The organism is Verrucomicrobia bacterium S94 (genome assembly GCA_004299845.1).
In the GTDB taxonomy this organism is placed as follows: Bacteria; Verrucomicrobiota; Kiritimatiellia; order Kiritimatiellales; family Pontiellaceae; genus Pontiella.
Genome location: CP036201.1, coordinates 3,506,077 through 3,532,572 on the forward strand (window position 1 = coordinate 3,506,077; position 26,496 = coordinate 3,532,572).

General features: G+C 51.7%; 25 protein-coding genes. 14 read left to right on the top strand and 11 right to left on the bottom strand.

All coding sequences use genetic code 11. The annotated features are described in order from the left end of the window. The first annotated feature begins 207 nt into the window (after positions 1 to 207). From amt to EGM51_15525, 3 genes are all read left to right on the top strand, one after another. Entirely contained in the window at positions 208 to 1,485 is a 1,278-nt protein-coding gene (gene amt / locus EGM51_15515) for an ammonium transporter (GenBank protein QBG49329.1), read from the top strand. Positions 1,486 to 1,502: 17 nt separating this feature from the next. After that, on the top strand, positions 1,503 to 1,844 hold the full coding sequence (locus tag EGM51_15520) for a P-II family nitrogen regulator (protein QBG48738.1): 342 nt from the start codon (positions 1,503 to 1,505) through the stop codon (positions 1,842 to 1,844). 820 nt (positions 1,845 to 2,664) lie between these two features. Beyond that, positions 2,665 to 3,519: a hypothetical protein gene (locus EGM51_15525; protein QBG48739.1), complete on the top strand. Its 855-nt coding sequence runs from the start codon at positions 2,665 to 2,667 to the stop codon at positions 3,517 to 3,519. 15 nt (positions 3,520 to 3,534) lie between these two features. Here EGM51_15525 and ilvY read toward each other — a convergent pair whose 3' ends face one another. After that, positions 3,535 to 4,398 (bottom strand): HTH-type transcriptional activator IlvY, encoded by an 864-nt coding sequence (gene ilvY / locus EGM51_15530; protein QBG48740.1) that lies wholly within the window; start codon positions 4,396 to 4,398, stop codon positions 3,535 to 3,537. Positions 4,399 to 4,568: 170 nt separating this feature from the next. On the opposite strand from ilvY, the gene ilvC reads away from it, so the two are divergent. The 3 genes from ilvC (at position 4,569) to EGM51_15545 (ending at position 7,172) form a co-directional block, all read left to right on the top strand. Next, positions 4,569 to 6,041, top strand: coding sequence for a ketol-acid reductoisomerase (ilvC, locus tag EGM51_15535; protein QBG48741.1), 1,473 nt, complete (start codon positions 4,569 to 4,571; stop codon positions 6,039 to 6,041). A 104-nt stretch (positions 6,042 to 6,145) separates the two neighbouring features. Then, positions 6,146 to 6,493 carry an arsenate reductase family protein gene (locus tag EGM51_15540; GenBank protein ID QBG48742.1) on the top strand — a complete coding sequence of 116 codons (348 nt, stop codon included), beginning with the start codon at positions 6,146 to 6,148 and terminating at the stop codon, positions 6,491 to 6,493. Between the two features lie 457 nt (positions 6,494 to 6,950). Continuing rightward, on the top strand, positions 6,951 to 7,172 hold the full coding sequence (locus tag EGM51_15545) for a Nif11 family protein (GenBank protein QBG48743.1): 222 nt from the start codon (positions 6,951 to 6,953) through the stop codon (positions 7,170 to 7,172). Between the two features lie 63 nt (positions 7,173 to 7,235). On the opposite strand, the gene EGM51_15550 is transcribed toward EGM51_15545, so the two are convergent. After that, complete coding sequence (locus tag EGM51_15550) at positions 7,236 to 7,703, bottom strand: peroxiredoxin (protein QBG48744.1); 468 nt, start codon at positions 7,701 to 7,703, stop codon at positions 7,236 to 7,238. 100 nt (positions 7,704 to 7,803) lie between these two features. On the opposite strand from EGM51_15550, the gene EGM51_15555 reads away from it, so the two are divergent. Together EGM51_15555 and EGM51_15560 are read left to right on the top strand one after the other, a co-directional pair. Then, positions 7,804 to 8,196, top strand: a complete 393-nt coding sequence (locus tag EGM51_15555) for an Hpt domain-containing protein (GenBank protein ID QBG48745.1) — start codon at positions 7,804 to 7,806, stop codon at positions 8,194 to 8,196. Then, positions 8,138 to 8,950, top strand: coding sequence for a response regulator (locus EGM51_15560; GenBank protein QBG48746.1), 813 nt, complete (start codon positions 8,138 to 8,140; stop codon positions 8,948 to 8,950). The genes EGM51_15555 and EGM51_15560 overlap by 59 nt, the downstream gene beginning before the upstream one ends. 82 nt (positions 8,951 to 9,032) lie before the next feature. Here EGM51_15560 and EGM51_15565 read toward each other — a convergent pair whose 3' ends face one another. The 4 genes from EGM51_15565 to EGM51_15580 all read right to left on the bottom strand — a co-directional run bounded on the left by EGM51_15565 (position 9,033) and on the right by EGM51_15580 (position 11,951). Continuing rightward, a complete protein-coding gene (locus EGM51_15565) occupies positions 9,033 to 9,443 on the bottom strand; it encodes a hypothetical protein (protein ID QBG48747.1) in 411 nt (136 codons plus the stop codon). Positions 9,444 to 9,548: 105 nt separating this feature from the next. Next, on the bottom strand, positions 9,549 to 9,770 hold the full coding sequence (locus EGM51_15570; GenBank protein QBG48748.1) for a hypothetical protein: 222 nt from the start codon (positions 9,768 to 9,770) through the stop codon (positions 9,549 to 9,551). Between the two features lie 49 nt (positions 9,771 to 9,819). Then, entirely contained in the window at positions 9,820 to 11,025 is a 1,206-nt protein-coding gene (locus EGM51_15575; protein ID QBG48749.1) for a hypothetical protein, read from the bottom strand. Next, on the bottom strand, positions 10,974 to 11,951 hold the full coding sequence (locus tag EGM51_15580) for a hypothetical protein (protein ID QBG48750.1): 978 nt from the start codon (positions 11,949 to 11,951) through the stop codon (positions 10,974 to 10,976). Before EGM51_15580 ends, EGM51_15575 begins: the two co-directional genes overlap by 52 nt. Before the next feature lie 344 nt (positions 11,952 to 12,295). Here EGM51_15580 and EGM51_15585 point away from each other — a divergent pair, with 344 nt between their 5' ends. Both EGM51_15585 and EGM51_15590 read left to right on the top strand, forming a co-directional pair. Beyond that, the gene (locus EGM51_15585; GenBank protein QBG48751.1) at positions 12,296 to 13,984 is read left to right on the top strand and encodes a carbamoyltransferase; all 1,689 of its coding nucleotides are present in this window, start codon (positions 12,296 to 12,298) and stop codon (positions 13,982 to 13,984) included. Between the two features lie 2 nt (positions 13,985 to 13,986). Continuing rightward, complete coding sequence (locus EGM51_15590) at positions 13,987 to 14,850, top strand: leucyl/phenylalanyl-tRNA--protein transferase (protein QBG48752.1); 864 nt, start codon at positions 13,987 to 13,989, stop codon at positions 14,848 to 14,850. Between the two features lie 12 nt (positions 14,851 to 14,862). Here the strand turns inward: EGM51_15590 and EGM51_15595 are convergent, their stop codons facing one another. Beyond that, positions 14,863 to 15,567 carry a hypothetical protein gene (locus tag EGM51_15595; GenBank protein QBG48753.1) on the bottom strand — a complete coding sequence of 235 codons (705 nt, stop codon included), beginning with the start codon at positions 15,565 to 15,567 and terminating at the stop codon, positions 14,863 to 14,865. Between the two features lie 55 nt (positions 15,568 to 15,622). Here EGM51_15595 and EGM51_15600 point away from each other — a divergent pair, with 55 nt between their 5' ends. The 4 genes from EGM51_15600 to EGM51_15615 all read left to right on the top strand — a co-directional run bounded on the left by EGM51_15600 (position 15,623) and on the right by EGM51_15615 (position 20,408). Next, entirely contained in the window at positions 15,623 to 16,483 is an 861-nt protein-coding gene (locus EGM51_15600) for a hypothetical protein (protein ID QBG48754.1), read from the top strand. A 50-nt stretch (positions 16,484 to 16,533) separates the two neighbouring features. Further along, entirely contained in the window at positions 16,534 to 18,294 is a 1,761-nt protein-coding gene (locus tag EGM51_15605) for an ABC transporter ATP-binding protein (protein ID QBG48755.1), read from the top strand. Then, positions 18,291 to 19,394 (top strand): GNAT family N-acetyltransferase, encoded by a 1,104-nt coding sequence (locus tag EGM51_15610; protein QBG48756.1) that lies wholly within the window; start codon positions 18,291 to 18,293, stop codon positions 19,392 to 19,394. Before EGM51_15605 ends, EGM51_15610 begins: the two co-directional genes overlap by 4 nt. 90 nt (positions 19,395 to 19,484) lie before the next feature. Continuing rightward, positions 19,485 to 20,408 carry a hypothetical protein gene (locus EGM51_15615; protein ID QBG48757.1) on the top strand — a complete coding sequence of 308 codons (924 nt, stop codon included), beginning with the start codon at positions 19,485 to 19,487 and terminating at the stop codon, positions 20,406 to 20,408. 2 nt (positions 20,409 to 20,410) lie between these two features. On the opposite strand, the gene EGM51_15620 is transcribed toward EGM51_15615, so the two are convergent. The 4 genes from EGM51_15620 to EGM51_15635 all read right to left on the bottom strand — a co-directional run bounded on the left by EGM51_15620 (position 20,411) and on the right by EGM51_15635 (position 26,479). Next, positions 20,411 to 21,220: a glycosyltransferase family 2 protein gene (locus EGM51_15620; protein QBG48758.1), complete on the bottom strand. Its 810-nt coding sequence runs from the start codon at positions 21,218 to 21,220 to the stop codon at positions 20,411 to 20,413. A 5-nt stretch (positions 21,221 to 21,225) separates the two neighbouring features. Beyond that, positions 21,226 to 21,843: a response regulator gene (locus EGM51_15625; protein QBG48759.1), complete on the bottom strand. Its 618-nt coding sequence runs from the start codon at positions 21,841 to 21,843 to the stop codon at positions 21,226 to 21,228. Further along, positions 21,840 to 22,235 (bottom strand): response regulator, encoded by a 396-nt coding sequence (locus tag EGM51_15630; protein QBG48760.1) that lies wholly within the window; start codon positions 22,233 to 22,235, stop codon positions 21,840 to 21,842. The genes EGM51_15625 and EGM51_15630 overlap by 4 nt, the downstream gene beginning before the upstream one ends. Positions 22,236 to 22,348: 113 nt before the next feature. Continuing rightward, positions 22,349 to 26,479, bottom strand: coding sequence for a PAS domain S-box protein (locus EGM51_15635; protein QBG48761.1), 4,131 nt, complete (start codon positions 26,477 to 26,479; stop codon positions 22,349 to 22,351). Positions 26,480 to 26,496: the final 17 nt, after the last annotated feature.

The window sequence follows — 26,496 nt, forward strand, 5'->3', positions numbered from 1 at the left end:
TTTGTTATGTCATATGTTATATTTTGTTTATAAACGGGTTACGGCATCTTCAGTTCGATGGCATACCTTGTGCAAATAGGAGGAACTCGGTTTCAAAGGCCGATGTAATGTTTGAAGTCAACGAATGAGAGGATGCAAAAGATGTATAAACTGAAAAAGTACGCGATGTTCGCTTTCGCGCTCGGAGCTTTGGCGGCGGTACCCGTCATGGCAGGAGAAGCGCCGGAAGTGACAGCGGCAGATGCCTTGGCAGCGGCGGATAATGCTTTGTTTACTGCCAATAATGTTTGGATGATGGTGGCCACGTTCCTTGTGTTCATTATGCATCTGGGCTTTGCCATGGTCGAAACGGGCCTGACCCGGGCAAAAAACTCGGTAAATATTCTGTTTAAAAATACGGCTATTCCGGCCATCGGGCTGCTGACCTATGCGCTGGTCGGCTTTAATCTGATGTATCCTGGTTTTGCCGAGGATTCCGCCGGTCTCTTCGGCTTTGGCGGATTCGGTATTTCTTCTCCGGAAGGTGCTGCGGGGCTGATTGCCTATGCAGACGGCGGTTATGCCTACTGGACCGATTTCCTGTTCCAGGGCATGTTTGCCGCAACGGCGGCCACCATTGTTTCGGGAGCGGTTGCAGGGCGTGTTAAACTTGGTCCGTTCCTGATTTTTTCGACGGTTTACGTCGGTCTCGTCTATCCGTGGGTCGGTTCCTGGAAATGGGGCGGCGGCTGGCTTGACGGGATTGGATTCTACGATTTCGCCGGCTCTACGCTGGTGCACTCCGTCGGTGGATGGGGCGCTCTGGCCGGGATCATTCTGCTCGGGCCGCGCCTGGGTAAATATGTAAACGGCAAAGTGAAGGCCATTCAGGGCCACAATATGCCGTTGCTGACTATCGGTGTGTTTCTCCTGTGGCTCGGCTGGTTCGGGTTCAACGGCGGTTCGGTACTGTCGGCCGATCCGGGACTGGTGTCCTATGTTCTCGTAACCACTTCTCTTGCTGCGGCGGCTGGTATTATCGGTTCCATGGCGGCGTCGTGGACAATTCAGAAACATCCGGACCTCACCATGGTTCTCAACGGGTGTCTGGCCGGTCTTGTGGGGATCACTGCAGGTGCGGATGTACTTTCCATTCCGTGGGCGGTTGTGGTCGGGCTGGTCTGTGGTTCCATTGCAGTAGTTTCCGTCATGATTTTTGACCGCTTTAAACTGGATGACCCGGTGGGTGCCACTACGGTCCATCTGGTCTGTGGTATTCTCGGTACCCTGTTTGTTGCCCTCAGTCCGGAGCATACGATTGTACCGCAGCTGATCGGCATCGTGTCCTACGCGGTGGTCTGTTTCCCGGCCGCCTTCATTATCTTTCTGGTTCTGAAGCTTACCGTGGGTATCCGCGTGAGCAAAGAAGAGGAAATGAAGGGGCTCGATCTGGGCGAACACGGTATGGAAGCCTATCATGGATTCCAGTTCTTTACGAACGTCTAATCTGAAAGGACACGGTTATGAAATTACTTATTGCATACATTCAGCCCGAAGCACTTAACGACGTGAAGCAGTCTCTATATGATGCTGAAGTCTACAAAATGTCTGTCACCAACGCGATGGGATGCGGGCAGCAGAAGGGTTATCACGAAACCTATCGCGGCGCGGATATCGAAGTGAACCTCCTAAAGAAGGTTCGCATTGAAATCGCTGTGAATGATGAATTTGTCGAAGCCACCACCGATGCGATTATCAAAGGTGCACGTACAGGAAATATCGGTGACGGAAAAATCTTCGTCCTCGACCTTCCGGCGTGCATTCGGATCCGCACCGGGGAAAAAGGCCCGGAGGCTGTGGGTTAGACCTGAATCTCTCTCCTCCCAGCACCCTGCAACGGGGTGCGATGTACCCGACCGTCGCGAGACGGGCGGGTATTTTTTTGACTGCATATTTTCATTTTCAACTTTAAAGTCCTTCTAAAAGAAGGGGTGTGACAATTGATGAATAAAACGGCAATGAAAAAACGGTGATCGCGGGAGCGGCTTTGCTGTCGGCTGCGGCCGGTGCCGCACTGGACGATCGAGGGTTTCCGGATACGCGTGCCGTTGGTATGGGCGGGGCCGATTCCGCCGTCATTGAGGGTTCCGCTGCCGTGATTGCCAATCCGGCTGCGCTGGGTTTCATGTCGCGGTCCAACAATAACGAAAAGGTGGACAATCTGTTGTACGCCCGGCAGAAGTTCGGCTGGAGCGGGTTCGATGCCGGACTTTCGGCAAGCCTGACCGGAGAGCTCGGGACCTATCTGCAACGGCTCGCTGATGTGGATTTCGCCCGTTTTGAATCGTCCACGCTGCAGGAGCCGGAAAACATCCGATCGCTGCTCACGCTGGCCGGAACCATCGGCAATATCAATGACAAGGATACCATTGTGGTCAGTGCAAACGTTGCGACGACTATGCAGATCGGTCATTTCGGAACCGGGTTCCGCATGTATGGACAGGTTGGCGGGTGGATCAACGACCTGGACCTGAAAAATCTCGGGCTGCAGCTGGCTGCTGCTGAAATCGTCAATGAGCTGGAGGATGCACTTGCGTCCGACCTCGGCTTTAATCCTGCGGGATACCAGTTGCAGACCTTTGATAGCGCGAATGTGGACAAGCTCAGGGAGGCCTTCGGGCCGGAGTGCTTTCTGACGATGCTTTGGCTTATCTCGATTATAAGTCCACGGAGCTGCTGGACGACCGGGAATTCAATCGCGATCAGATCAGTGCTGCTGTCGAAACATTGGCTTCCATGGTGGCGGCGTCCGACATCGGTGATGCGCTGACCAACAACACTTCCTCTATAACCGGGCGCGGTTTTCTGGCGGCGGAAATCCCTTTCAGCTACGGTCATGCACTCAATGATCATTTTTCGGTGGGTATAACGGTTCGTGCTATTTTCGGCCGCGTATACGGAACCCAGATCTGGGCGTTTAATGAGGATAATGAAGAAATTATTGAAGAGTCGCTCGATTCTTCGGCCGACAGCTTCAATATCGGGCTCGATGCCGCCGTGATGTATCGTCTATCGCACGTGCAGTTTGCGCTTACCGGCTCGAATCTGAATGCTCCGACGTTTGATGGGTATGAACAGGACGTGCAGATCAACGGTACGTCCCGGACCATTGATGTGCCCAGTGTGCGGATTGATCCGCAGCTGACGCTGGGCGGGGCGTGGATTCCGTTCCGGCGGCTTATGCTCGTTACCGATATTGAGTTGCTTGAAACCGGAACATTGCTGAACAGCTATGATGTTCAGCGGGTTTCCTTCGGTTCTGAAGTGGATCTGTCTCTGGTGCAGCTGCGGCTGGGAACCTATAAAAATATTGCGGAATCAGATATTGGCTGGGTGCTGACTGCCGGCCTCGGTTTTCAGCTCTGGGCGCTGTCGGCAGAGCTGGCGGCCGCCGTTTCCATTGATGATACTGTGGAATACGACGGGGTGGATTATCCGCGTACCGCCCGCCTGAATTTCGGCGTTTCGATGGATTTCTAGCGAGGGAGGCCTGCGCTATAATTCACCCGCCAGTTTCCATATGGCTTTCGCTGCCGGGCGTTTCAGGTTGCGTTCATTTGAAACCAGGCCCACAACATAGGGTTTCAGTTTCGGGGTATTCCGGATAACGGTTACCTCATCGCGGAACGGGCTGCGTTCGAGTACAAGTTTCGGAACCACGCCGATTCCGGTACCCAGCCGTACCATGGCAATCAGGGCCTCGTTGCCTGAAACCTCCAGAGCGATGTTCGGGTTCAGTCCGTTCGCCCTGAACCATTCGTCCAGCCGGTTGCGGGCGGTGCCGGACTGGGGAACGACGAGCGGTTCCTGTCCGGTGAATGTTCCCGTTTTCGGAGGTGCGGACTGTTTTGACCGAATGAATACCAGCGGAGTTTCAGCCAGCGGCATGAATTCAAGCCGCTGGAGTTTGCGGTCGGGCAGAGCGGCAACGGCCAGATCGATTTCGCCATTGAGAACCTGTTCAATCGCCTGTTCCGCCGCACCGGTGCGCAGCCCGAGATGGACGTTCGGAAATTTGGTGCGGTACGCCTCCAGCAGTTCCGGAAGCAGGCTGTAAACGGCTGTGATCGAGGCATAGATGGATATGGTGCCGGAAACCGATGCCTCAATGGCCAGTTCTTCGCGGAAACGATTCCACTCGTGCACGGCTTTGCGGGCATAATTGAGCAGCTGATAGCCCGCCTCTGTCAGTGCCACGCTGCGGTTATCCCGCAGAAACAGGGGCTGTCCGATCTCCTCTTCCAGTCGCTGAATGGTTCTTGTGAGTGCCGACGGACTCAGGTTGCAGGCCCGGCTCGCCCGACCGAAATGCAGCAGTTCCGCAGTTTTGATGAATGTGGTGAGCGCTTCTGTATCCATGGTCGCTATACTTTCTTTTACCGATACGGCCTGTTCCGCATTAAAACTGCAGGAGTTCCTTGTCTTGTATTCCTTAAATTGCAATATAGTATGCCGAACAATTCAATTTACGCAACGTACTTATTCCGATAGGTTTCGCGGACTTTTTAAACCAACAAGGAGATCAGACCATGGGTCAGAATTATTTCAACTCGCTTACGATGAAGCAGAAACTCGCGGAAATCGGTACCTGCCGGTTTATGGATGCGTCGGAATTTGCCAACGGTATTGAAGCCGCTAAAGGCAAGAAAATCGTTATCGTCGGTTGCGGAGCTCAGGGGCTCAATCAGGGGCTGAACATGCGCGACAGTGGACTTGATGTATCCTATACGCTCCGCGCTTCGGCCATTGAAGAGAAGCGTCAGTCTTATCTGAACGCCACCGAAAACGGTTTCAAAGTAGGAACCTATGAAGAAATGCTTCCGACGGCAGACATCGTGATGAACCTTGCGCCCGATAAACAGCACACCAATGTTTGCGAAACGGTTATTCCGCTGATGAAGAAAGGGGCCACATTCTGCTATGCCCATGGGTTCAACATTGTGGAAGAAGGTATGCAGATCCGCAAAGACCTGACGGTGATCATGGTGGCTCCGAAATCTCCGGGTTCCGAAGTGCGCGAAGAGTACAAACGCGGATTCGGTGTTCCGACGCTGATTGCCTGCCATGTGGCCAACGACCCGAACGGGGATGGCATAGAAACGGCGAAAGCACTTGCGGTTGCACAGGGCGGTCATCATGCCGGTGTACTGGAATCCAACTTTGTGGCGGAAGTAAAATCCGACCTTATGGGTGAGCAGACTATCCTCTGCGGGTTGCTGCAGGCCGGCTCGCTGCTCTGTTTTGACAAAATGGTCGAAAAAGGCATCGATCCCGGTTATGCCTCCAAGCTTATTCAGTATGGCTGGGAAACCATCACCGAAGGTTTGAAACAGGGCGGTATCACCAACATGATGGATCGCCTCTCCAATCCGGCTAAACTGAAGGCATTCGAACTGGCCGAGGATCTGAAGCTGATCATGCGTCCGTTGTTTGAAAAACATATGGACGATATCATCACCGGCGAGTTTTCCAAAACCATGATGGAAGACTGGGCAAACGATGACGAAAAGCTGCTGACCTGGCGTGCTGAAACTGCGGAAACGGCCTTTGAAAAGACTCCGGCCGCTGATGTTGAAATCACTGAACAGGAATACTACGACAAGGGTATTCTGATGGTGGCGATGGTGAAGGCCGGTGTTGAGCTTGCTTTCGAAGAAATGGTGGATGTCGGTATCAAACCCGAATCCGCCTATTATGAATCGCTGCATGAAACCCCGCTTATCGCCAATACCATTGCACGTAAAAAACTGTTCGAAATGAACCGTGTGATTTCCGATACGGCGGAATACGGCTGCTATCTGTTCTCTCACGCCTGTGTGCCGCTGCTGCAGGATTTCATGAAGGGCATTGATACCGATGTCATCGGTAAAGGACTTGAGCTGAAAGATAACGGAGTCGATAACAAGACTCTGGTTGCGGTTAATGCCGAGATCCGTTATCACGAAGTGGAAATTGTCGGAGAAGAGCTGCGTGCCGCCATGAGCAATATGAAACCGCTCTAGGTTTTTCTCCCATTGGATATGCTGAACGCCCCGCTGATTGCAGCGGGGCGTTTTTGGTGAAAGCCATTGACATCAACCGCAGAACGTCGCTCCATAGATGCATTATGAAAATTTATACCTATAAGAAATGCAGCACCTGTCGTAAGGCCGTTAAATGGCTGAAGGAACAAAAGCTCGATGTTGAGGAAATTCCGATTCGTGAAACGCCGCCGAGCGTTGAAGAACTGCGGCAGATGCTGGAGTATGTCGGCGATCTGAAAAAGTTATTCAATGCCTCCGGACAGGATTACCGCGCTCTTGGAATGAAAGATAAACTGCCCGGCATGGATACTGAAGAAGCTTTGAAACTGTTGGCTTCCAACGGAAATCTGATTAAACGACCGTTTCTGATCGGTTCGGATAAAGGAGCAACCGGGTTCAAAGAAGAAGTCTGGGAAGCTTTGCTGAAATAGCCTGTGGTTTTCGCACATTGAATGTGCGAGCCGTGTGATTGAGAGCGAATAGCGATCAGTTTCGCGAAGACCACGAAGTTTTTTCTCAGTTGAAAACAAGGTCGGAAACGTCTGGTCTTAGGCGTCCGCCGGGTTGGGGACCCGGCTATAGAATCAGTTTTCTGAATGGGCGCAGGCCCGATGTCTCATCGGGCTTTTTTGTTTGGATGTCCCTGAAAACGGAAATTTTTGTCAGCGTTTCTGTAATCTTCTTTTAATCATCGGGTTGTATCTGTACTTGTGCTGAGAAGCGTTCCGTTCCGACATTTTTTTCCATACGCCGCAAATATGGATAATATTGTAACCCTTTGACATAAGGCGGGTTCTGCAGAGTCTGAATGCTGGCACACCTTGTGATATAGAAGAGAGGTATGTTTTTTTAGGGGAAGTTAAACCGTAATTCCAAGGAGAAAGACCTATGTCAAAAAAAGAAGTAGAGCGTCTGCTCATCGATGGTGGAGACAGCCGCGAACTGAGACTGAAATATGATACACTGGAACCGAAGTCCGCCTTTGTGGCTGAAGCCAATAAAGACGGCTATGATTTTACGGAAGAGGAGCTTGACGAAGTACTGCGGGAATCCGGAGACGATTTTGCCTCGTTCGGCAATCCGCGGAAACGCGCCATCTGGTGGTATTAATTTAGAGCGGATAACAGGAAGTTCAGGGCCTGATCCTGTTTTTTTCCTGTTATCCGGTCAGCATTATAGGTTCCGGAGAAATTCCAGGACTTTGGCGGGATGTGCTTCCGCCTTTGTGACTTTTTTCCAGTGTTTGATGACCTTGCCCTTTTCATCGACGATCACGGTGGAGCGGATGCAGCCGATGGATTTTTTGCCGTAGAGCACCTTTTCGCCCCAGGCGCCGTATTTTTCCATCATTTTCGTTTCCGGATCGGAAAGCAGGGTGAAAGGCAGGTTGAATTTTTCAATAAATTTATCGTGTGAGGCGAGACTGTCTTTGCTGACGCCGAGCACCACGGTGTTGAGATCGCTGATTTCCTGATTTATATCCCGGAAACCGCACGATTCTTTGGTGCAGCCGGGGGTGTTGTCGCGCGGGTAGAAATAAATGACCACGCGTTTTCCGAGATAATCCTCAATAGAATGCTTTTTCCCGTCGCTGCCCTCCAGCGTAAATGCCGGGGCCTTTTTTCCTTCAAGTGAATCCATAATCCGTCCTTTCATTCAATAGGGAGGGATTATAGGAGTAAAACAGTGCTGTTGAAACTGTAATTTATTTTTTAAACAGTGCGGTACGTTATTTTAATGTATGGTATTAATATTGCTTAGTTTACAGGTTATGAATGATATCAAAACGTTAATTGAGTCTGCAGGGGATGACCGGGAACTTGCCGTGGATCTGCTGGAATTATTTAAAGAGCAGGCGATAGAGGGAATCGCCGCCTTAAGTGATGCGGTGCAAAAAGAGGATTCCAAAGAGGCTGTACATTTGGCCCATAAGCTGGTCGGATCTGCCATTGCGTGTGGTTTTATTGATTTATCGCAGGAATTGCGGTTTATCGAAACGGAATGCCAGCGCGAAGTTCCTGACGATATCGAGCAGCGGTTACAGACTGTCAGTCAGTTGCTCGAACGGGGCTGCAATGAAATGGGTCGGGTGCTGGCAGATGAGAAATTGTATGAAAAAGGTGCTTATAATTGATGATGATGTTTTTTTAACCGGGCTCTATGAAAAACTGCTCAGGAAGGAAGGGCTTGATGTTGCAGTTGCCAACTCAGGTTCAGCGGGTATCGAACAGATTGCCCGTTATCTCCCCGACCTGGTTATTCTGGATCTGCATATGCCCGATATGCACGGATCTGATGTTCTAAAGACCGTTAGAAATGATCTCAGACTGCATCATATCCGCGTGATCGTATTTGCGACGGGATATATTCAGAAGCTGGCCGATGCTGTGGCGGATCTGGGGGCCTATAAAGTGCTTTCAAAAATGAAGTGCAAGCCACGGGATCTTGTCCAGGAAGTGCTGCAGTCCCTGAACGATACAACGCACATTCCGGAAGCTCCGGCGGAACAGGAACATTTCAGTTCCCTTGAGGACGGCGCGGCAAAGTTGGATGATCCGGGGATTGATAAACTGCCGCTATGGATCGAACGTCTGGAGACTGATTCTCGGGATGAGGCCCGCCGCGTTTGTCTGATCCATCTGTACCGCATGATTCAGGACAATATCGATTTTGCGCTGAATTTTGATAAAATGTCGGCCGAATATAAACTGAGTACCACACTCAAAAAGCTGATGCAGGATTTGTTTGATCATCCGCAGCTGGTGAGCGGGTCCTCGGTAAAATCGCTCGAAGAAGCTATTGAAAAACTGTTGCATCTCACCCAGAAACACCGTGAAACCGAGAGGGATCTCGAAGCCGAGCTACAGCAGCTTCTGAAGAAACTTTAAGCGGCCTACACTTTCGGGTTCCGAGTGAACGTGAAGTCCGTCATGACATATTTTTTAATCAGATTCACTGTCTGCTGAATTTTTAGGATATTGTCATCGATGCTCTGCAGTTTTTCCCGGGGAGCATTAGCGATTCATGGTCATCCAGCCTGACTGTAATGCGGTCGATGAGGTTGACAAACTGATCGATGGAAAGACCGAAAGGGGCGGAAACCGGCATGGTTTCGTATTCAACATCAAGATTGCCGGCCACATGAGCCAGTAAGGGATAGGCCTGCTGGAAGGCTTCCCGGCAGTCGGGCCAGGCTTCTTCAATATCGATGGGCTGCATAAAGTGAATGGTTGGAGATCGAACCACTTTTTTCTGACGGAAACCTCGGATTTCGAGCAGCGATACACGGATGCTGTCCAGATGCTCTTCGAGCAGCTTGAGATTTATTGTTTCCAGTTTTCTTTTTCCTGACTTTTTAAGTTTTCGTAACTTGCGAAGCATGATGTCCTACCTTTTCTTAATAATACGGACTTTTAGTACGTATTTGAGCACAGTTGATCCGGTAAGTAAAACCCAATTTAATGCGGCACAGGCCGGGCAATGGAGTCAGCGTAAGCGATCGAACAGGTGTTCAAGTCCGTTGGCTTTGACGACATAGACGGTTTCGAGCTGCTGTCCGAGTTTGCCGTTGGGAAAGCCTTTCTGCCTGAACCAAACCACATAGGGCTCAGGGAGGTCAATCAGCAGACGGCCTTTATATTTGCCGAACGGCATGCGGGCTTCAGCGAGTTCGAAAAAGGCTTCGGGATCGGGGGTCAGTTCTTCCATGGAGAGAGACGATTAACGTTTCGCGGGTCATTGTAAAATATTTTCCGCCTCAGGTCTGCAGCTCCAGTTCGTTGAGCATGAGCTGGTGAATATGCTGAATTTTCGTGATGGATTCGGGAATCGGGCGGTTGGAGGAAAGCGAAGCCTTGGAATCGGGATCTACGGGATCAAAACCGTGCATGCCGGCGCAGGGTTTGATGCTCATGAAGCTCGGGGCAATCTGTATGCCGGAATTCATCAGGAAAATCAGTTCGCCATACTGGCTGTTTTCAAAAAAGACGCCGTACTGTTTTAATTCCTTTTCGGTAAGAATCCGGCCCAGCGGATGGTTTTCCAGATATTGGGAAATTTGAGTGCGCGCGTTTTCATGCTTAAACCAGAAGCGGGCCATGGTGGAATCGTAAAAGGCGCAATAGTCGCTATTCCACTGGAGTTTCAGGGATTGGATATCCGACATGAGATCGTATGAGCCGGTGACGTTGTGCATGCCGTGATCGGTGAAAATATACCAGACGACTTCGTCGTAGTTGTTTTCGGCGGCGGCGAACAGTTTGCGGAATTCGGTGTCATACCAGTTCATCAGTTTTTCAATATCCGGATGGGTGCTGCCTTTGGCGTGCATCAGGCCGTCGAGTTTGCCGAAAGAGCAGTAGGCAAAATCGATGTTCCGGTTTTCGATGTGCTGCCGGAGGTTTTCCATTCGGGCTTCATCGGGCAGATTGCTGTCGTGGACATAGTAGGGAATGCCCAGTCGGCTCATCCGGTCAAAGATGGAGGTTCCGCAGGGCAGTCCGCCGGGTTCCCAGATGCGTTTCTGTTCGGCATAATTGAAGAGAGGAAGTTGGCTGAAGGGAACGGCGAAGAGCTGGAAATAGCCGGTGAAACCGCATTTTTTTTTGATCCATCGGCTGAGGCGGCCGCGGATGCGGCCGCGATTGAATATAAAACCGGGCAGGAGGCTCAACGGTTTAGTCCATCTGAACGGGGAATGTTCCGGGTCGTAGTAGTAGGATGACCAGAGTCCGTGTTCGGAAGGGGTTAGGCCGGAGATGATCGAGGGATCGCAGGCGGAGGAATAGCCGAGTATGGTTTCCAGCGGTTTGCTGTCGAGAATCAGGTCGTTGAGAAAATCGGGGTTACGCTGTTTGACTTCCCATCCGAAAGCATCGATGAAAAGAAAGAGGCTGAGCTTTTTCTTTTTCACTATGAAAATCTCCGCTGGAGCTCGTAGAAGCGTTCGTGCGACATGTCTGATTTATCCTGAAGCAGTTCTCCGAGGGCGTCGTAGAGGGCTTCGCGCGGGTGGCGTGTTGAAAAGCGTTTATTCCATACGGCATTGAGGGCGATGGCTTTGGGAATGGAGCATTCGCGCATATCGTACTGCTTTCGGTACCAGGGAAGAAAGCGGCAGAAGACGTCGATGGTTTTCCGGGTCTGTTCTTCAATATCGAGGGCCTGGAGGGCGTGGTAGTCGCCCCACTCCTTGAGGTCGACGGCGCACATATAGCCGGCAATAATGAAGTCGCGGTCGGGCGGGTCTCCAATTTTTGAAATCCGGGTTTTCTTCATTTCATAGGAGATATCGTAGAGTCCGGCCGCAAGCAGGGCGCAGTCACCGAAGGCGAGGAGCACTTTGGCGATGAATTTAATGAAACGGATACGTTCTTCTTCGCTGAAGGGTCTGGCAGTGGCGAGCCGCCGTTTAATGTCAAGCAGCAGTTTTCCGCGGTTCATGAGCAGGCGGGTGCCTTCGGAGAGCGGAATGGCCTGTGTGCGGTAGACGGGCATGGCATCGAGGATATTTTCGTTGCCCCAGATCACCATATGGTTGTGTTTCATTTCATAATTGAGCAGAGAAAACTCGCAGGTCGGCAGTTTATGCCGTGCATAGGGAAAGAGGTCGACACGCAGGCCGACGGCCTCTGTGAGCTGTGTTTCGAGCTGCTGGAAATGGGCTTTTATTACACTGTTTACCCTGTCAACAATGACGATTATATCGTAATCGTTGAACGGTTCCTGCGATCCATCGGCTTTAATGAAGGGGGTTCCTTCGCCACGTCCATAGCCGCCGAGCAGAATGCCGGCCTCACAATGAGGGGCCGCAACCCGGCGGATCAGCTCAAGATCATCATCGATCCGGGCGTCGAGCTCCTCCGATCCTCTTATAGTGTATTTGGCCATGCCGCGTTGCTCTGCCGTAAAAGAGCAGGCACTTTGCAGGAAAAGGCTGAACAATTCAAGGTTGCGGTTGCGATACCGGGCGAAAGCAGGCCGTATGGCTATAAATCGGCGGTTATGCAGCAATGTGTCGGTCCAAATGCATGACGAAGGCCGGAGTAAGATGTACGAACCGGTGCGCCGGCTATGCCGCGAGCCTGATCCATTCCGGGGAACCGTTTTGTACCGCAGGGTTCATGTGTTTCAGAGCGACGTTGAATACAGGGTGTACCTCCTGTCTGCTTTTTCGGATGGTGTCATCTATTTCTGGATAGACTTGTCATAAGATCTGTACCTATAGTGAAACTATGAACATTCTTGGTATCAATTATTTCTATCATGATTCCACGGCCTGTATTGTGGTTGACGGTAAACTGGTGACCGCCATTGAAGAGGAGCGTCTGACGCGGCAGAAGCATACGGATGAATTTCCGGTGCATGCGATTGAGCGCTGCATGAAAATTGCCGGACTCGAGGATAAGGATATTGATGCGGTGGCCGTTTCAATTAAACCTTCGATGCACTGGCGGAAAAAAGCCGTGTATGCGTTGGGCATCGGCAAAGGGATTAAACCGTTTCTCGGGCACGAAGTCGGTACCTCGCGCTACCGCCAGGATCAGTTCTGGAGCTGGTATCTGAGCTGTTGGCCGAAAGGGTCAAAACAGCCGCCGGTTCACTGGGTGTCGCACCATCTGGCGCACATTGCAGGGAGTTTTTATGTTTCACCGTATGAAGAAGCGGCTCTGCTTTCGATCGACGGTTCGGGCGAGTGGGCGACGTCGTTTGTCGGTTATGGCAAAGGCACTCAGATTGAGCAGTATAACGAGAGCTATTTCCCGAATTCATTCGGTTCCTTCTATGAAGCGGCGACCGAATTCTGCGGATTCCGCCCGAATTATGATGAAGGTAAAACCATGGGACTGGCTCCGTTCGGGGATCCGGAGATTTTTAAAGACAAGGTGTCCGAGATTATTTCGATCGGTGAAGACGGATCGATTACGGTGGATACCTCGATGTTTAATTTTCAGTACTGGCGGCGACCGTACTGCAATCGTAAATTCTATGAAACCTTCGGTGCACCGCGTCGTCACGGCGAGGAATTTCAGAAACATCATGAAGATGTGGCTGCAGCCTTTCAGTATGTGCTTGAGGAATCGGCGCTGAAGATCTGCCGGGATCTGAAAAAGAAGACGGGAGCAAAGCATCTGGTGATTGCGGGCGGGGTTTCGCTGAACAGTGTGATGAACGGGCGGATTGTCCGGGAATCGGGTTTTGAGGATCTTTATGTCATGCCGGCGGCCGGCGATAACGGTACGGCCATCGGCGCAGCGTTTTATGTCTGGAACGGCATTCACGGAAAAGAACGCAGCTTTGTGCATATGAATCCGTATGTCGGAACGAGCTACAGTGACGCGGACTATCAGGCGATCATTAAAGAGTGCAAACTGAATGCCGAACACCATGAGCATATTGAAGAGGTAACGGCCCGGCTGCTTGCGGAAGGGCATATTGTCGGCTGGTATCAGGGAGCGATGGAGATCGGACCGCGGGCGCTGGGCAACCGGAGTATTCTGGCGGATCCTTCAAAACCGGATATGAAGGATAAGATCAACGCGGATGTAAAACACCGCGAGGCCTACCGTCCGTTTGCGCCTTCGGTACCGGTGGAGCATGCAAAGGATTATTTTGATATCGAGGTTGAAGCGCCGTTTATGCTGAAAGTGTGTGATGTTTTTCCGGATAAACGCGATTGTGTTCCGGCGATTACCCATGTGGACGGCAGTGCCCGGGTGCAGACGGTTCGCAGGGAGACCAATCCGCGGTATCATAAGCTGATGATGGAGCTGGGGAAAATCACCGGTGTGCCGGTGGTGCTGAACACCAGCTTTAATGTGATGGGTGAGCCGATTGTGGAATCGCCGATGGATGCCATCCGCTGTTTCTTTTCCACCGGGCTGGATAAGCTGGTGATCGGGAACTATCTGATCGGGAAATAAGTGTGGAACCGCCAGGCTCAAAACCCAGTTATTTGCAGAAGCTTTATAAGCGGCTGGATAAACATCCCCGGTTGCGGAAACTGTATGAACAGCTGGTTGAGGCTCAGGTTTTTTATCAGAGTAAAATCTTCCGCCCGCCTCCGAAAGGAAAGTTTCCGCCGATCTGGATGTCGTATCGCGAGCCGTTCTGCGGTTTGCTGGCGTACGGCGGTGAAATGACGGCGGACAGCCTGCTTTATGCCTATTCCAAAGGCATTTATCCGCTTTATGACAAGCATCCCATTGAGTGGTATTCGTGTGATCCGCGCATGGTGCTTTTTCTGGAAAAGATGAAGCTGAAGAAGGGGCTGCGTCCGCTGATCAAATCGGGGAAATATACGGTTACGTTTGATACGGCTTTTGAACGCGTCGTGCACGAGTGCGGAAAGGGTGGTGATCGCGATGAGTGGACCTGGATTATTCCCGAGCGGATTGCGGTGGCGCTGGAACTGCATGAAAAGGGGCGGAATCATTCTGTAGAGGTCTGGAATGCGGACGGCGATCTTGTCGGCGGCCTGTTCGGGATGGATATGGGAAAGATGTTTCTGTCTGAGTCGGCTTTTCATCATGAACCGAATGCGAGCAAGGTGGCGGTGGCCGTTTTGAACTGTCATCTGCAGCACTGGGGTTTTGTGATGAATGACATTCAATGGTTCTGGGAGCATTACCGTCGGCTCGGCTATGAAAATATTTCGCGTAAAGAATATCTGAGTCGGCTGAAGACGTTAGTGACGGAGCCGGAACGTCTTGGAAAATGGACGGTGGATGAACGGCTTGATGTTGGAAACTGGGTGCCGTCCGAACCGGGCAGCCAGGTCCGGACATAACGGTTTTCGCATTCAGATCCGTTTGAGTTTTCTCCGGAAAATTCTCAGATAGTGGAAAAAATAGTCGGCAACCAGTGGCAGCGAGGGTAGGCTGTCGAGATTGACCAGACAGTAATCGAAAGGCTCTCCGGTACCTTCCCAGTTCTCGGTGGTGTGCAGGATTTCGCAGGAAGCACGGTAGGCCAGCAGGCGGGAGAGTCCGTGCCGTTTTCTGACATAGGCGACAAAATAGCGGTAACCGATACTTTTCAGGAGGGTGTTGGTTTCGTGAATCAGAAATTCAAGGGTTTTGATGGAGCGATGCTCTTTTAAAATGGCCAGGCTGGAGATATAAAAAATTTCGTCCTGATGCTCCCGGATAAATTCATTTTCTTTCAGTGCCCGTGCGGAGTTTTCTTCGCAGATATGCCGGCCGGTAATATAGCCGATGGGCGTCCGGTCATCATAGAGAATCATCCCGGAGCCGAACTCGTCGTCAAGAAAGTCTTCAAAATCGCTCTGCTCCTCCTGCATCAGCATGGGAAAACAGGCTTTTTCCAGTTCAACCAGAATGGGAATCTGCCTTTTATCTGTGATCAGTTCCGCAAACAGATTAAGGGGATATCGATACGCATTTTTCTGGTTTTTTCTCTGCTTTGCGGCTACGGAGGCGGGGGAGCAAACTGCACTATTACGGTTGCTTTCAGGCTTATTTTTATGGTTAGCATCCTCGCGCATGCAGGCATGTTAGTTAAATCAAACGATAAATAACAAGAAAAGAAGGAGTTGCTGGATGAATTTAAAGTTCTTCACACTCGTAACCGTATTGGCGGCCACAGCGGCTCAGGCTCAGACGGTCGTGATTGATTCGCTGGATAGTAATGGAATCTTAACGGCCACGCTACCGTCGAACTCCGTGTACACTATTGAGTGGAAGGGCGCGCTGGACGGGCCGGGTGACTGGAAGGACAGCTGGTTTCAGCACCGGGATGTATTGAGCACAAACGGTACGATTGAAGTCGAGGTTCCGATGTTTTTCCGTCTGACTTGCCGGACCAACAATGCGCTCATTCATGTTCCGGTCGGCCGGACTTATCACTATCACGTCACGAATCAGGATCCCGGAAGTGATTTCTGGAGAAGGGATGTCCATATTATGGGGGACACCTATATGCCCCATCTGACCAATAACTACCGCACCATCTGGACCGAGGATTGGTATTCTGCGCCGAATGTCATTCCGGTCGGAGCTCAGGCCAGGAGTTCGTCCTATCTGCGTGTAGACGAAAATGGAGTATATGTACTCGATTCCGAGTTCGATCGCGGCCCGATGCAGGAGGATCTTCTCTGGTCTAACGGAACTGTGGGAACCACGTGGTCGTATGCGGCTTCAACGCCTCACACGACGATTCAGTCGGAGATTGTTGCCACGAACGTTACTGTCACGATAGGCACCACCAACTATACCGGTTGTATTCAGATCGAAAGTATCGGCGTGGATCAGACATGGCTTTCGGATTATCCGGATCGCAGATATATTGAGTGGATTCAGCCTAATGGTTATCTGGTCCGGAGTGAGAATTACTGGGTTGAAGAACAGTATACGAACCTGACTCCGATCGTCACCGAGCTTCAGGGCTGGACCGACGAATAACCTGATTTTGTTAGAAGGGCGGCAGGGTTTATGCTCTGCGGCCTTTTTGTATGACCGACGAATCACATACCGTTTCGACAGATCGATTCCAGCTTCTGGGAAAGCTTCGGATTATATTCGAGCTTCTTGATGCGGCTGATCGACGTAAATTATTGCTGATCTTCATCCTTTCTCTGATGAACGGTGTGGTAAATGCCGTGGGGATTGCATCGATCCTTCCGTTCATCGGCCTGATCTCCGATCCGGCGATTCTGGAAACCAACAAATATGTGCTGTATTTTAAAGAACTGACCGGCATCACAGGTTATGCCGGCGTGGTGGTTTCGTTCGGATTTATCTCGTTAGGGATGCTGATTCTGAGCAATTCCATTTCAGCGGTTGAAACCTGGCAGGGCGTCTGGTTCAGCGCGGATAAAACCAAGGATCTTTCTGCACGGCTGCTCAGTAATTATCTGAATATCGATGTGCTCGAATTTGAGAAAAAACAGAGCGCAGAGCGGGCCAAGGAGGTGCTGACGGATGTCAGTCGGGTCGTGATCGGTACCCTGTTTGCAACGCTCGACCTCATATCAGATATCATTGTTTCTCTGTGTATTGTAGTGTTGCTGCTCTGGATTGACTGGAAGGTCACGCTGGTGGTGGCGGCGGTACTGGTTTTTGTTCACTTTTTAATCAACCTTGTAACCACCGGCCGGCTGGATCATCTGGGGAAACGCTATGCCTCACTGCAGGCTTCGCTCTACAGCCATGTGCTGGAAGCGCTGAAGCTGAATAAGGAAATCAAGATGAACAGTCTGGCTTCCTATTTTGTGAACCGTTTTTCCGTGACGGCCGGTGAAATGGCGAGAAATACGGTACGCAGTTCGATGATCAGTCAGCTTCCGCAACAGGCGCTTGAGGTGATGGCGTTTGCGGTCATTATGTCTGTGGCACTTTATTTTGCGGTGTTTTCCGGAGATGGCGGACAGCCGGTAACAATTATCGGCATGTATGCCGTTGCCGCATATCGGCTGATTCCCACGGTCAACAGCATTTTCCGGAAGGTGAAGGATATCTGGTACGATACCGCCATTCTGGAAAATGTGGCCGGTTCTCTGCAACTGTCGGAACCCGAGGCCGAGTGCTGGGATGCCGCCCGTTGGCCGAAGGAAAGCATCGCACTGGACCATGTACAGTTTTCCTATTCTACAGACGGACCGCTTCTGCTCGACGGCATGAACCTGGAATTCGGCATCGGGCAGTTTACCTGCATAAAGGGGCAGACCGGGTGTGGGAAATCCACGGTAATGCATCTCATTGCGGGACTTTTCCGTCCTTCCGGCGGACGGATCTGTGCGGATGGGGTGGAGGTGGATGCCTACAGCAGCAGGGAATGGAAAAAGCAGATCGGTCTGGTGCCGGCGGATGTGAATATTATCCAGGCCAGTTTATATGAAAATATTGCGCTGGGACTTGAGCCCGATGAAATCAACCGCGATCTGGTTCATGAAGTCTGCCGTATGGTGGAGTTGCATGACCTGTTCATCGGGCTGCCGGCCGGCTATGAAACCGTCTATGGAGATGAGGGACTTCGCTTCAGCAGTGGACAGGTGCTGAAGGTCGGTATTGCCCGGGCACTTTACCGTCGGCCGGCCCTTCTGCTGCTGGATGAAAGTACTGATGCATTTGATCTGGCTACGGAAAGCCGGATTCTGAATAATCTCAAGGCCATTCATAATCTGACTATCATTTTTATATCGCATCGGCCGTCGGTGATGGATCACGCCGACCGGGTGATCGATCTTGAAGATTTACTGGGGAGAGGGGCTTGAGTAAACGGATCTATGTGGAAAAGCGTAACCACGATGCATCGGTTGCCGGGCTGGAAGAGATCTGGGAGCAGTTACTGCAGGAAAGTGTGCGGCCGACGCTGTTTGCCTCGTTTGATTATGTGCAGATTTCTATCCGGCATCTGAACCGGGGCGAAGAGGTATTTTATCTTCTGATGCGGGAAGAGGATAACGATGGCCGGCTGCTGGCCATTTTCCCGCTCTGTATCCGGAAGCGGAAAGAGCATGGCGTCAGGCTGAACGTCGTCATGCATGCCTTGCCGCCCCAGACAACTGAAGTGGATAAACCCTGCCCGATTATACATAAGGACTATGAAGCGGCCTGCTGGGAAGCCTTCGCCGACTATATGAAGAAAGAGTTTCGGGCGTGGGACATTATTGATCTTGAAGAACTTATTGCGGGCTCCTATTTCCCGAAGCATGTGAACGCGCTGTTTAAAATGCCCACGGCGTTGCCACGCGTAAAAAAGGGGCCCGATTCACCGATGGTTGATCTTTCCGTTTCATGGGAGGATTTCTGGGGGCACCACCGGAAGCTGCGGAAAAAATGCGGCCGGCTGGAACGTAGGATTGAACAGTTGCGCCATGAAATCACCAATGATTCCAAAGACATCATCCGCTGTCTGGAAAACTATATTGAAGTGGAGAACATCAGCTGGAAAGAGGGGGAAATGGTGGCGTATCACCGTGATTTTTATGCGGATCTGCTACCAAAGCTGGCGGAAAAGGGCCGGGTTTGGTTTTCCACGCTCTATGATGGCGATACGCTGGTTTCACTGGAAATGGCCTACACGTATCTGGATCGGGTCTATTTCTGCCATGGTACGTATGCACCCGATTATGCCGTGCATTCCCCGGGAATGGTGAATTCCAGCTGGTTTATCCGCCATTTTTGTGGAGGAGCATATGCTGAGGGTGATTATCTGGCCGGGTTTGCCTCCTACGTGGATCCATGGGCATACCGGCAGGAGCATACCAGACAGGTTGTGGTCTACCGGACGGGGTGGAAGCTGGGGGCGCTTCTGCTTTTTCATGCGGCCAGAAAGGTGAAGTTTTTCATCAAAAAGGTGAGAAAGAAATAGACAGATATTTGTTATTATATCACCGTCGATTTCCAGAGTGGTACCTAAAATGCTATGAGTGTATCCAAACAGGAGCGCCAGGCAGGCAGAATGATCATCAATACAGAGAAAAAAGGATATGCATCGCGGGCGTATGCGGAATCGCTGTCGGAATTCGGTGAGGTCGTACATCTGAAGCACAGTAATGGATATCTGCTGAAGAAGCCGGTTCCCGGGTGTGCCGGCTATTTTGATGCAATCGGGCTTTATCCGCTTTTTTTCTGTTCCGACTGGTCGCTGCTTCATAAAGATTTCAAGGAACTTCCGGACAACATTATCAGCGTCGGGCTGGTGGCTGATCCTTTCGGGAATTTTACGGAGGAACTGCTCAACGATACGTTTGATGTTGTGAACCCTTATAAAAAGCACTTTACCGTGGATATCACCCGCGATATCACCGAAATCGGGAGCCGTCATCATCGGCGTGAGGCCCGGAAAGCCTATCGTTCCCTGAGTGTTCAGGTATGCCCGAATCCGGTTGAATTTGTCGATATATGGGAAGGGCTGTATAAAACCCTGCGCCGCCGCTATTCCATTCAGGGGATCCGCGGTTTTTCGCATGAGGCTTTTCAGAAACAGCTTGCGATGCCTGAAATTGTTGTACATCAGGCTGTTTATGAAGACCGGATTATCGGGGCGCAGCTGTTTTATCAACAGGATACGGTGGTTCATTGCCATCTGGGAGCGGTCAGCCCGATCGGCTATGAACTCAATGCGTTTTACGCACTCGATCAGTTTTCGTTCCGCTATTTTTCGGATAAAGCTGAAAAACTGGATCTGGGTGGCGGAATCGGCCTTAATTCCGGCGGCAATGACGGCTTGAGCTATTACAAAAGAGGCTGGTCTTCGGATCTGCAGCAGGTTTATTTCTGTGGTCGGATTATTAATTCCGAAATGTACGAAATAATGGCCGGCAAAGCGAAACAGATCCATTCCACTTATTTCCCGACGTATCGCGCCGGCGAATATATTTAAATTCAGCGGGCGTCTTTGTGCCCCCGGTAAACCGCCCGGTGAATCGTCAGCCGATAGGCTACGTTGTAGGGGATACTCAGCAGACGGAACCGGATAACCGCATAGGCGAGATCACGGATAACTTCCCGCAGGCAATGCTCCAGCTGTTTTCCGAAGGAAGGAATCTGGTTGGAAACAAGTGCCTGACGATAACGTTTCTGAAAGAGTGCGGGCAGCGAATAATTATGTGAATGCTCCACAACCGATTCCTCAAGCAACTGGAAACGGGCCCCTTTTTCAGTATGTTCCCGCGCCCAGCGCGCATCCTCGGCATAGCCGGATTCAGGAAACGGATATGTTGCCCACAGACTCCGTTTAAATGCACAGGCCACGGCCGAAAAAAAGCCGGGCTCGAGGTTTTTGCACCGGTAGGCCCGTTCATAATCGTATTTGACGATAAATGCAGCGTCCGGACGGGCGATCTGTCTGCTGAACGTGGCGTCGGCCTCGTTTCCAAGGATGGGCGCAATCAGTTTTTCCAGCCAGTCATCTTGCTGCGGAACGGCATCGGCATTGAGCAGTACGATGATTTCATGGCGGGTCCGGGCAATGGCATGGTTCAGTACGCGGCCGGGCACATATTCATCCGGAGAAATCCGCTGCAGGCTGCATCCTGATTTTTCCAGGGCCTGGAAGGTTCCGTCGGTTGAGCCGGAATCGACGGCAAAAAGATCAAAAGTGCGAAAAGTCTGCTGTTCAAGCATGTTCAGTGCCTGCTCGACATACGGCATTTCGTTTTTGGCCCGCATGATGATGGCAACAGAAGGCGGCATGGTGTTTACTCAATCAGGTCCGGGTCTTCATCCACCAGATCCGGGGATTTAAACTTCGGCGGGCGGCCCAGTTCGGCGAGCAGGTCATTGATCATCCGTTTGAGCTCAATGATGCGGCGCTCGCGTCCCATGGCCATTTTGTTGAAGCGCGACATTTCCTCGATTTTATCGGTGAGCTCTTTGGTTCTGCGCTCAACCTCCTGCTCCAGTTTTTCCTGATATTCCTGATTGCGGGTTAATGCGCGGGAGCGCTCGAGCACCTGCTGAATCGTGTGTTCGAGAATGTTCAGATCGGGAATCGGTTTCAGGATATAATCCCAGGCTCCGAGGTGCAGTGCTTCCACGGCATCGGTAATATTTCCGGTTCCGGAAACCACAATAAGAGGAGTTGCAGGCGACTGTTCGGATAGACGCTGCATAACCTCGTGTCCGTTCATCCGGGGCATACGCAGGTCGAGAATCACCACATCGGGCTTAAAACGCTCAAACAGAGAGAGACCTTCATTGCCGTCTTCGGCCTCCGCCACCCGGTAATTTAGATCTTCCAGAAAAAGGCGGAAGCTTTCACGGACCGGCCGCTCATCTTCCATAATGAGTATTTTAATGGGGGGATCCTGACTCATATGTTCAGTTTTTCGGCCGCCAGTTCTTTAATGCATTTAACGAGCAGCGACAGGACGCGGACCGGTTTGAGGAATACATGCTCGGGGCGCATGCCCAGTTCTTTGAGCTGTTCTGAAAGATTATAAGAGATCGAGCCGGTGTAAATGATGTGACGCTGTTCCGGGTAGCGTTTGCGGGCGGCAATAATCAGATCTTCGCCGCTCATTCCCGGCAGGCGCATATCAACGATGCAGACATCATAGACATTGTTTTCCATCAGTTCCAGCGCCTCCTCCGCACTTTCTGCCGCGGATGCGCGGAAACCGTAATCCTCAAGAAAAGCTGTAAGGCTCGTACAGATGGCGGGCTCGTCATCAATAACCAAAACACGAATAGAAGAGTAGTCCGACATAGTTAATCCTTAGATGAAAACCGGATCTTATAATGTTCGCTTACCGGAACCCAAGCCGAATATGAGCGGGAAACCTGAATTTCCCCGGAGGAACTGCCGGTTTCGCTCCGCATTTAAAGCCGCAATCCCCACCGTTCCTTACGGTGTTCATAGGGGATTCGTATGCTGAAACGTGCACCCATGCCCGGGGCGGACACCAGATTCATGGTTCCGCCATGATTTTCGGTGATGATGAAATATGACACGGAAAGGCCCAGTCCGGTTCCGTGTCCGACATCCTTGGTGGTGAAAAACGGTTCAAACACACGTTTCCGTGTTTCGGCATCCATGCCGGGGCCGTTGTCCTCCACTTCAATGAGCACCATTTCATCCTCGAGTTTCAGGCGGATAATGATCTGTGGATTTTGCTGCTGCTCATTTGCGGCCATAGCCTGGGCGCTGTTGCTCAGCAGATTCAGCAGTACCTGCTGAATCTGACTGCCTTCACATGCAATTTCAGGAACGTTTTCATATTCGCGGACAATGCTGATGTGGCGGAAATCGAACCGTTTTTTAAGGTTATAATCGTTGGAAGCCAGTTCAATGCTGCGTTCAATAATACTCACCAGATCATTCGGGAGGAAATGGGCCTCATCCTTGCGGCTGAAACTGAGCATGTTGTCCACAATTTTAGCAGCCCGCCGCCCGGCCTCGGACACGCTGTCCATCATCTGCAGAATACCCCGCTCCTCCATATAGGTGTGGATGGCTTCGAACGATGTGCCGGCTTTCGCGGCGGCCTCGGTATTGCGTTCGGTTGCATCCGAGACACGGTTTTTCATTACCTGCAGATTCTGCAGAATTCCGGCCAGGGGGTTGTTGATTTCGTGGGCCATACCGGCGGCGAGCCCGCCGACGGACATCATTTTCTCCGACTGCACCATCATCTCCTCAATCCGTACGCGGTCGGTAACATCGTCGATCCGGATCACAGCGCCTTCGGAGCCGTCGGAGGTAATCGGGTACACTGTTACATCAATAATGCGCTGTTCTCCCTGAATAGTGCAGTGCACATGTTCATGCCGCTGAATATCCTGCTGATGCATGGCTTTAAATACCGCATTCATATCATTTCCAAGGTCAGGAAAAACATGAAGAATCGGCTGGTCATGCGCCTGCTCCGCATCGATGCCGGTCAGTTTTTCAGCCTGTGCATTCCATTGCATCACATGGCCTTCCGAGTCGATGCCGATGATGATGGACGGCATGGAATTAATGATGTTTTCAAGCAGGTTGCGCAGGGCAACCAGCTCTTTGGTCGCCTGAAGCCGCTCAAGTTCCGCCGCTGTACGGCCGGCAAATACCTGAAGAATCGAGGTGGCAAAATCAACCTGCTCAACCGGTTTCCGGTAAAGCGCCACCATGACCCCGAGTGCCCGATTTTCGGAATCCATCAGCGGAATGCCGATGAAACTCCGGATGCCCATGTCCTGCAGGAGTTTGATCTTCGGGAACATATCGGGGGCTTCGGTAAAGTGGACGCAGTGATCGCCCCGGAGTACCGCTTCGCATGGAGTGCCCTGAAGTTCATAGTCGAAATTTCCCCCCGATTCACCAGCAACAGAAACCGCGATGGTGCGCATGGTTTCCCGGGAATCATCGATGAATTCACTGATGTAGGTCAGATCAGCACCCAGGGTTTTGGCCAGCTGGTCCACCATTGAACTGAAGAAACTCCGGCCTACTGCGGAAACACCTTCAACAATGTTACGGATGCTGTCTTCGATCATCACACGGTCGGTAACATCGTCCACCCGGATCACCGCGCCCTCTTCGCGGCCTTCAAGCAACGGATATACGGTGATGTCCTGATAACGCGTTCGGCCGCCGCGCTGTACCGGAATGCGTTCTTCCTTCTGGGTTCTGCGCTCGCGGATCGCCCGTTCCACTTTGGTCATCTCTTTGCTGAGTTCCGGATAAACCTTGTGCAGCGGTGCGCCGAGGGTATCGATCGGCAGCAGTCCGGTCTGTTCCACAGCCTGGCGGTTCCATTGCATGACCCGACCGATGGCATCAACGCCGATCAGAACAGACGGCATGGAATCAATGGTATTACTCAGCAGTGCCCGCAGCTGCCGCAGCTGTTCTTCCGCTAATTTACGATAGGTGATATTCCATGAAGTACCGAAGGTGCCGATTACCTTGCCCTCCTCATCATAACGGGGAACTTTCGTGGTCAGATACCAGCGATCGCCATCGGCCGTGGTGGCCATTTCCTCTTTCTGAATCGGTTCCCGGGTACGCATCACTTCCTGTTCATCTTCGAAACGGATACGGGCCTGCTCTTCCGGGAAATAGTCGAAGTCAGTCCGCCCGATCAAATCCTCCGGCGCAAGGCGAAGCTCTTCCGCTTTTGCAGCATTCACTTCAATAAAGCGGCCTTCAGTGTCCTTAAAATAGATGAGATCCGGGGCATGCTGCATAAAGGATCGGAACAGATTGCGTTCAAATTCAAGCTGTTTTTCCGCCTTCACGCGGTCGGTGATATCGCGGCTGATGCCGCGGTAGCCCAGAATCTTCCAATCACCGTCATAAAAAGGAACGGCACTGGTTTCCAGCATGACTGTCCGTCCATCCTTGTGACGGTTTGTGGTGATCAAAGAATGTGCCGAAGCTCCCCGGGCCAGGGCCTCCTCAAACCGGGCGGTGATTTTGAGACTGTCCTCCGGCGACATCAGGTTGGTGAAATGCTGTCCGAGCAGTTCATCGGCGGTATAGCCGAGCAGCTCTGCGGCCTGCGGGCTGGCATACTGGTAGCGGCCTTCGGTATCAATTTCCCAGATCCAGTCCGATGTGGTCTCCACCAGATTCCTGAACCGTTCCTCACTCTGACGGAGTGCATTTTCGTTTTTGATTCGTTCGGTGATATCGCGGGAAACGCCCCGGAATCCGGCGAGTTGTCCGTTGGCATCGGCAAAGGCGCGGCCGCTGGATTCGAGCATCACGCGATGTCCGTCTTTATGCAGATAGGTATTCACTTCGCAATCAATGATCGAATGCACTGTACGGGTCCGCAGCGCTTCCATATTGCGGGCGGAATCCGGCTGGATCATTAGGGAAAGTGAGTTCCGGCCCTGCAGCTCTGCCGGCGTATAACCCAGGATATCTCTGACTTTCGGACTGACATAAAGGTAGGCCCCGTAGAGATCCATCTCCCAGATGATGTCGTTGGACGATTCCACCAGCATCCGGAAGCGCTCTTCACTTTCGCCCAGCGCCCGCGAGGTCTGTTCGTGGCGTTGCCGTACCTGGCCGAGTTCCGTCGAATGCCGGGTCACCTCTTTGCGGAGTGTCCGGTTCCGGAATATAATGGAGCCGATAACCAGCAACGTAATCATCAGTGCACCGCCGATTATTTTAAGGTAGAAATCCCGTGAAAAATGCACGTGGTCGTCCAGCGTGATCCACCGTTTTTTGATGGTTTCGCGCTGCGCGGCATCGATGGTGGCCAGCGCTTTGTTCAGGATGCTGTTGAGCCGCGGCCAGTCCCTGCGCGAGGCCATGCAGAGAGTCCAGGGATAATCAATATTTCCGGCCACCCGCAGGTTCGAAATGCCCAGCTGCTCCATGGTGTATGAAGCCACGCCAATGTCCGCCACCATGGCATCGACCTCGTTAAAGGAAACCATGCGGAAACCGATGGGCGCATTACTCACTGGAATCAGCTGGTATTCCGGATGTTTTTCACGGATGTAGTCAAACGTGGCGGAGCCGTCGACCACGGCAATACTCATATTCTGCAGGGTATCGAGTGAAAAGCGGCCTTTCCGGGTTTTGCGCGTGAGGATCACATTTTCTACACTCTGGTAGGGTGCTGTGAAGCGGAGAAACTCCCGGCGTTCACGGGTGTTCTGAATGGAACCGACCATATCAATTTCGCGGTTTTTGAGTTTTTCGATGATCTCTTTCCAGCTGCTGCACCGCACTTCAATGAAGTCTACTCCGATTCTTCGCTCAATTTCGCGGATATAGTCCGAGGTCAGCCCCTGATGTTCACCGTTTGCATCAATGTAGTCCAGCGGCGGGGAGTCGGGCAGGGGGGCATAGCGGATATGGTCTCCGTGTTTTTTCAGCCACAGAAATTCCTGACGGGTCAGCTCCACTTCGGCCGGTGCTCGCGGAAGTTCCAGATAAACCAAGGCCGCCGCCGTAACCATTGATGCCGCGATGACTATCCAGATCAGGAGCTTTGTGATTACTTTCATATGTTTCAACCGCAAGC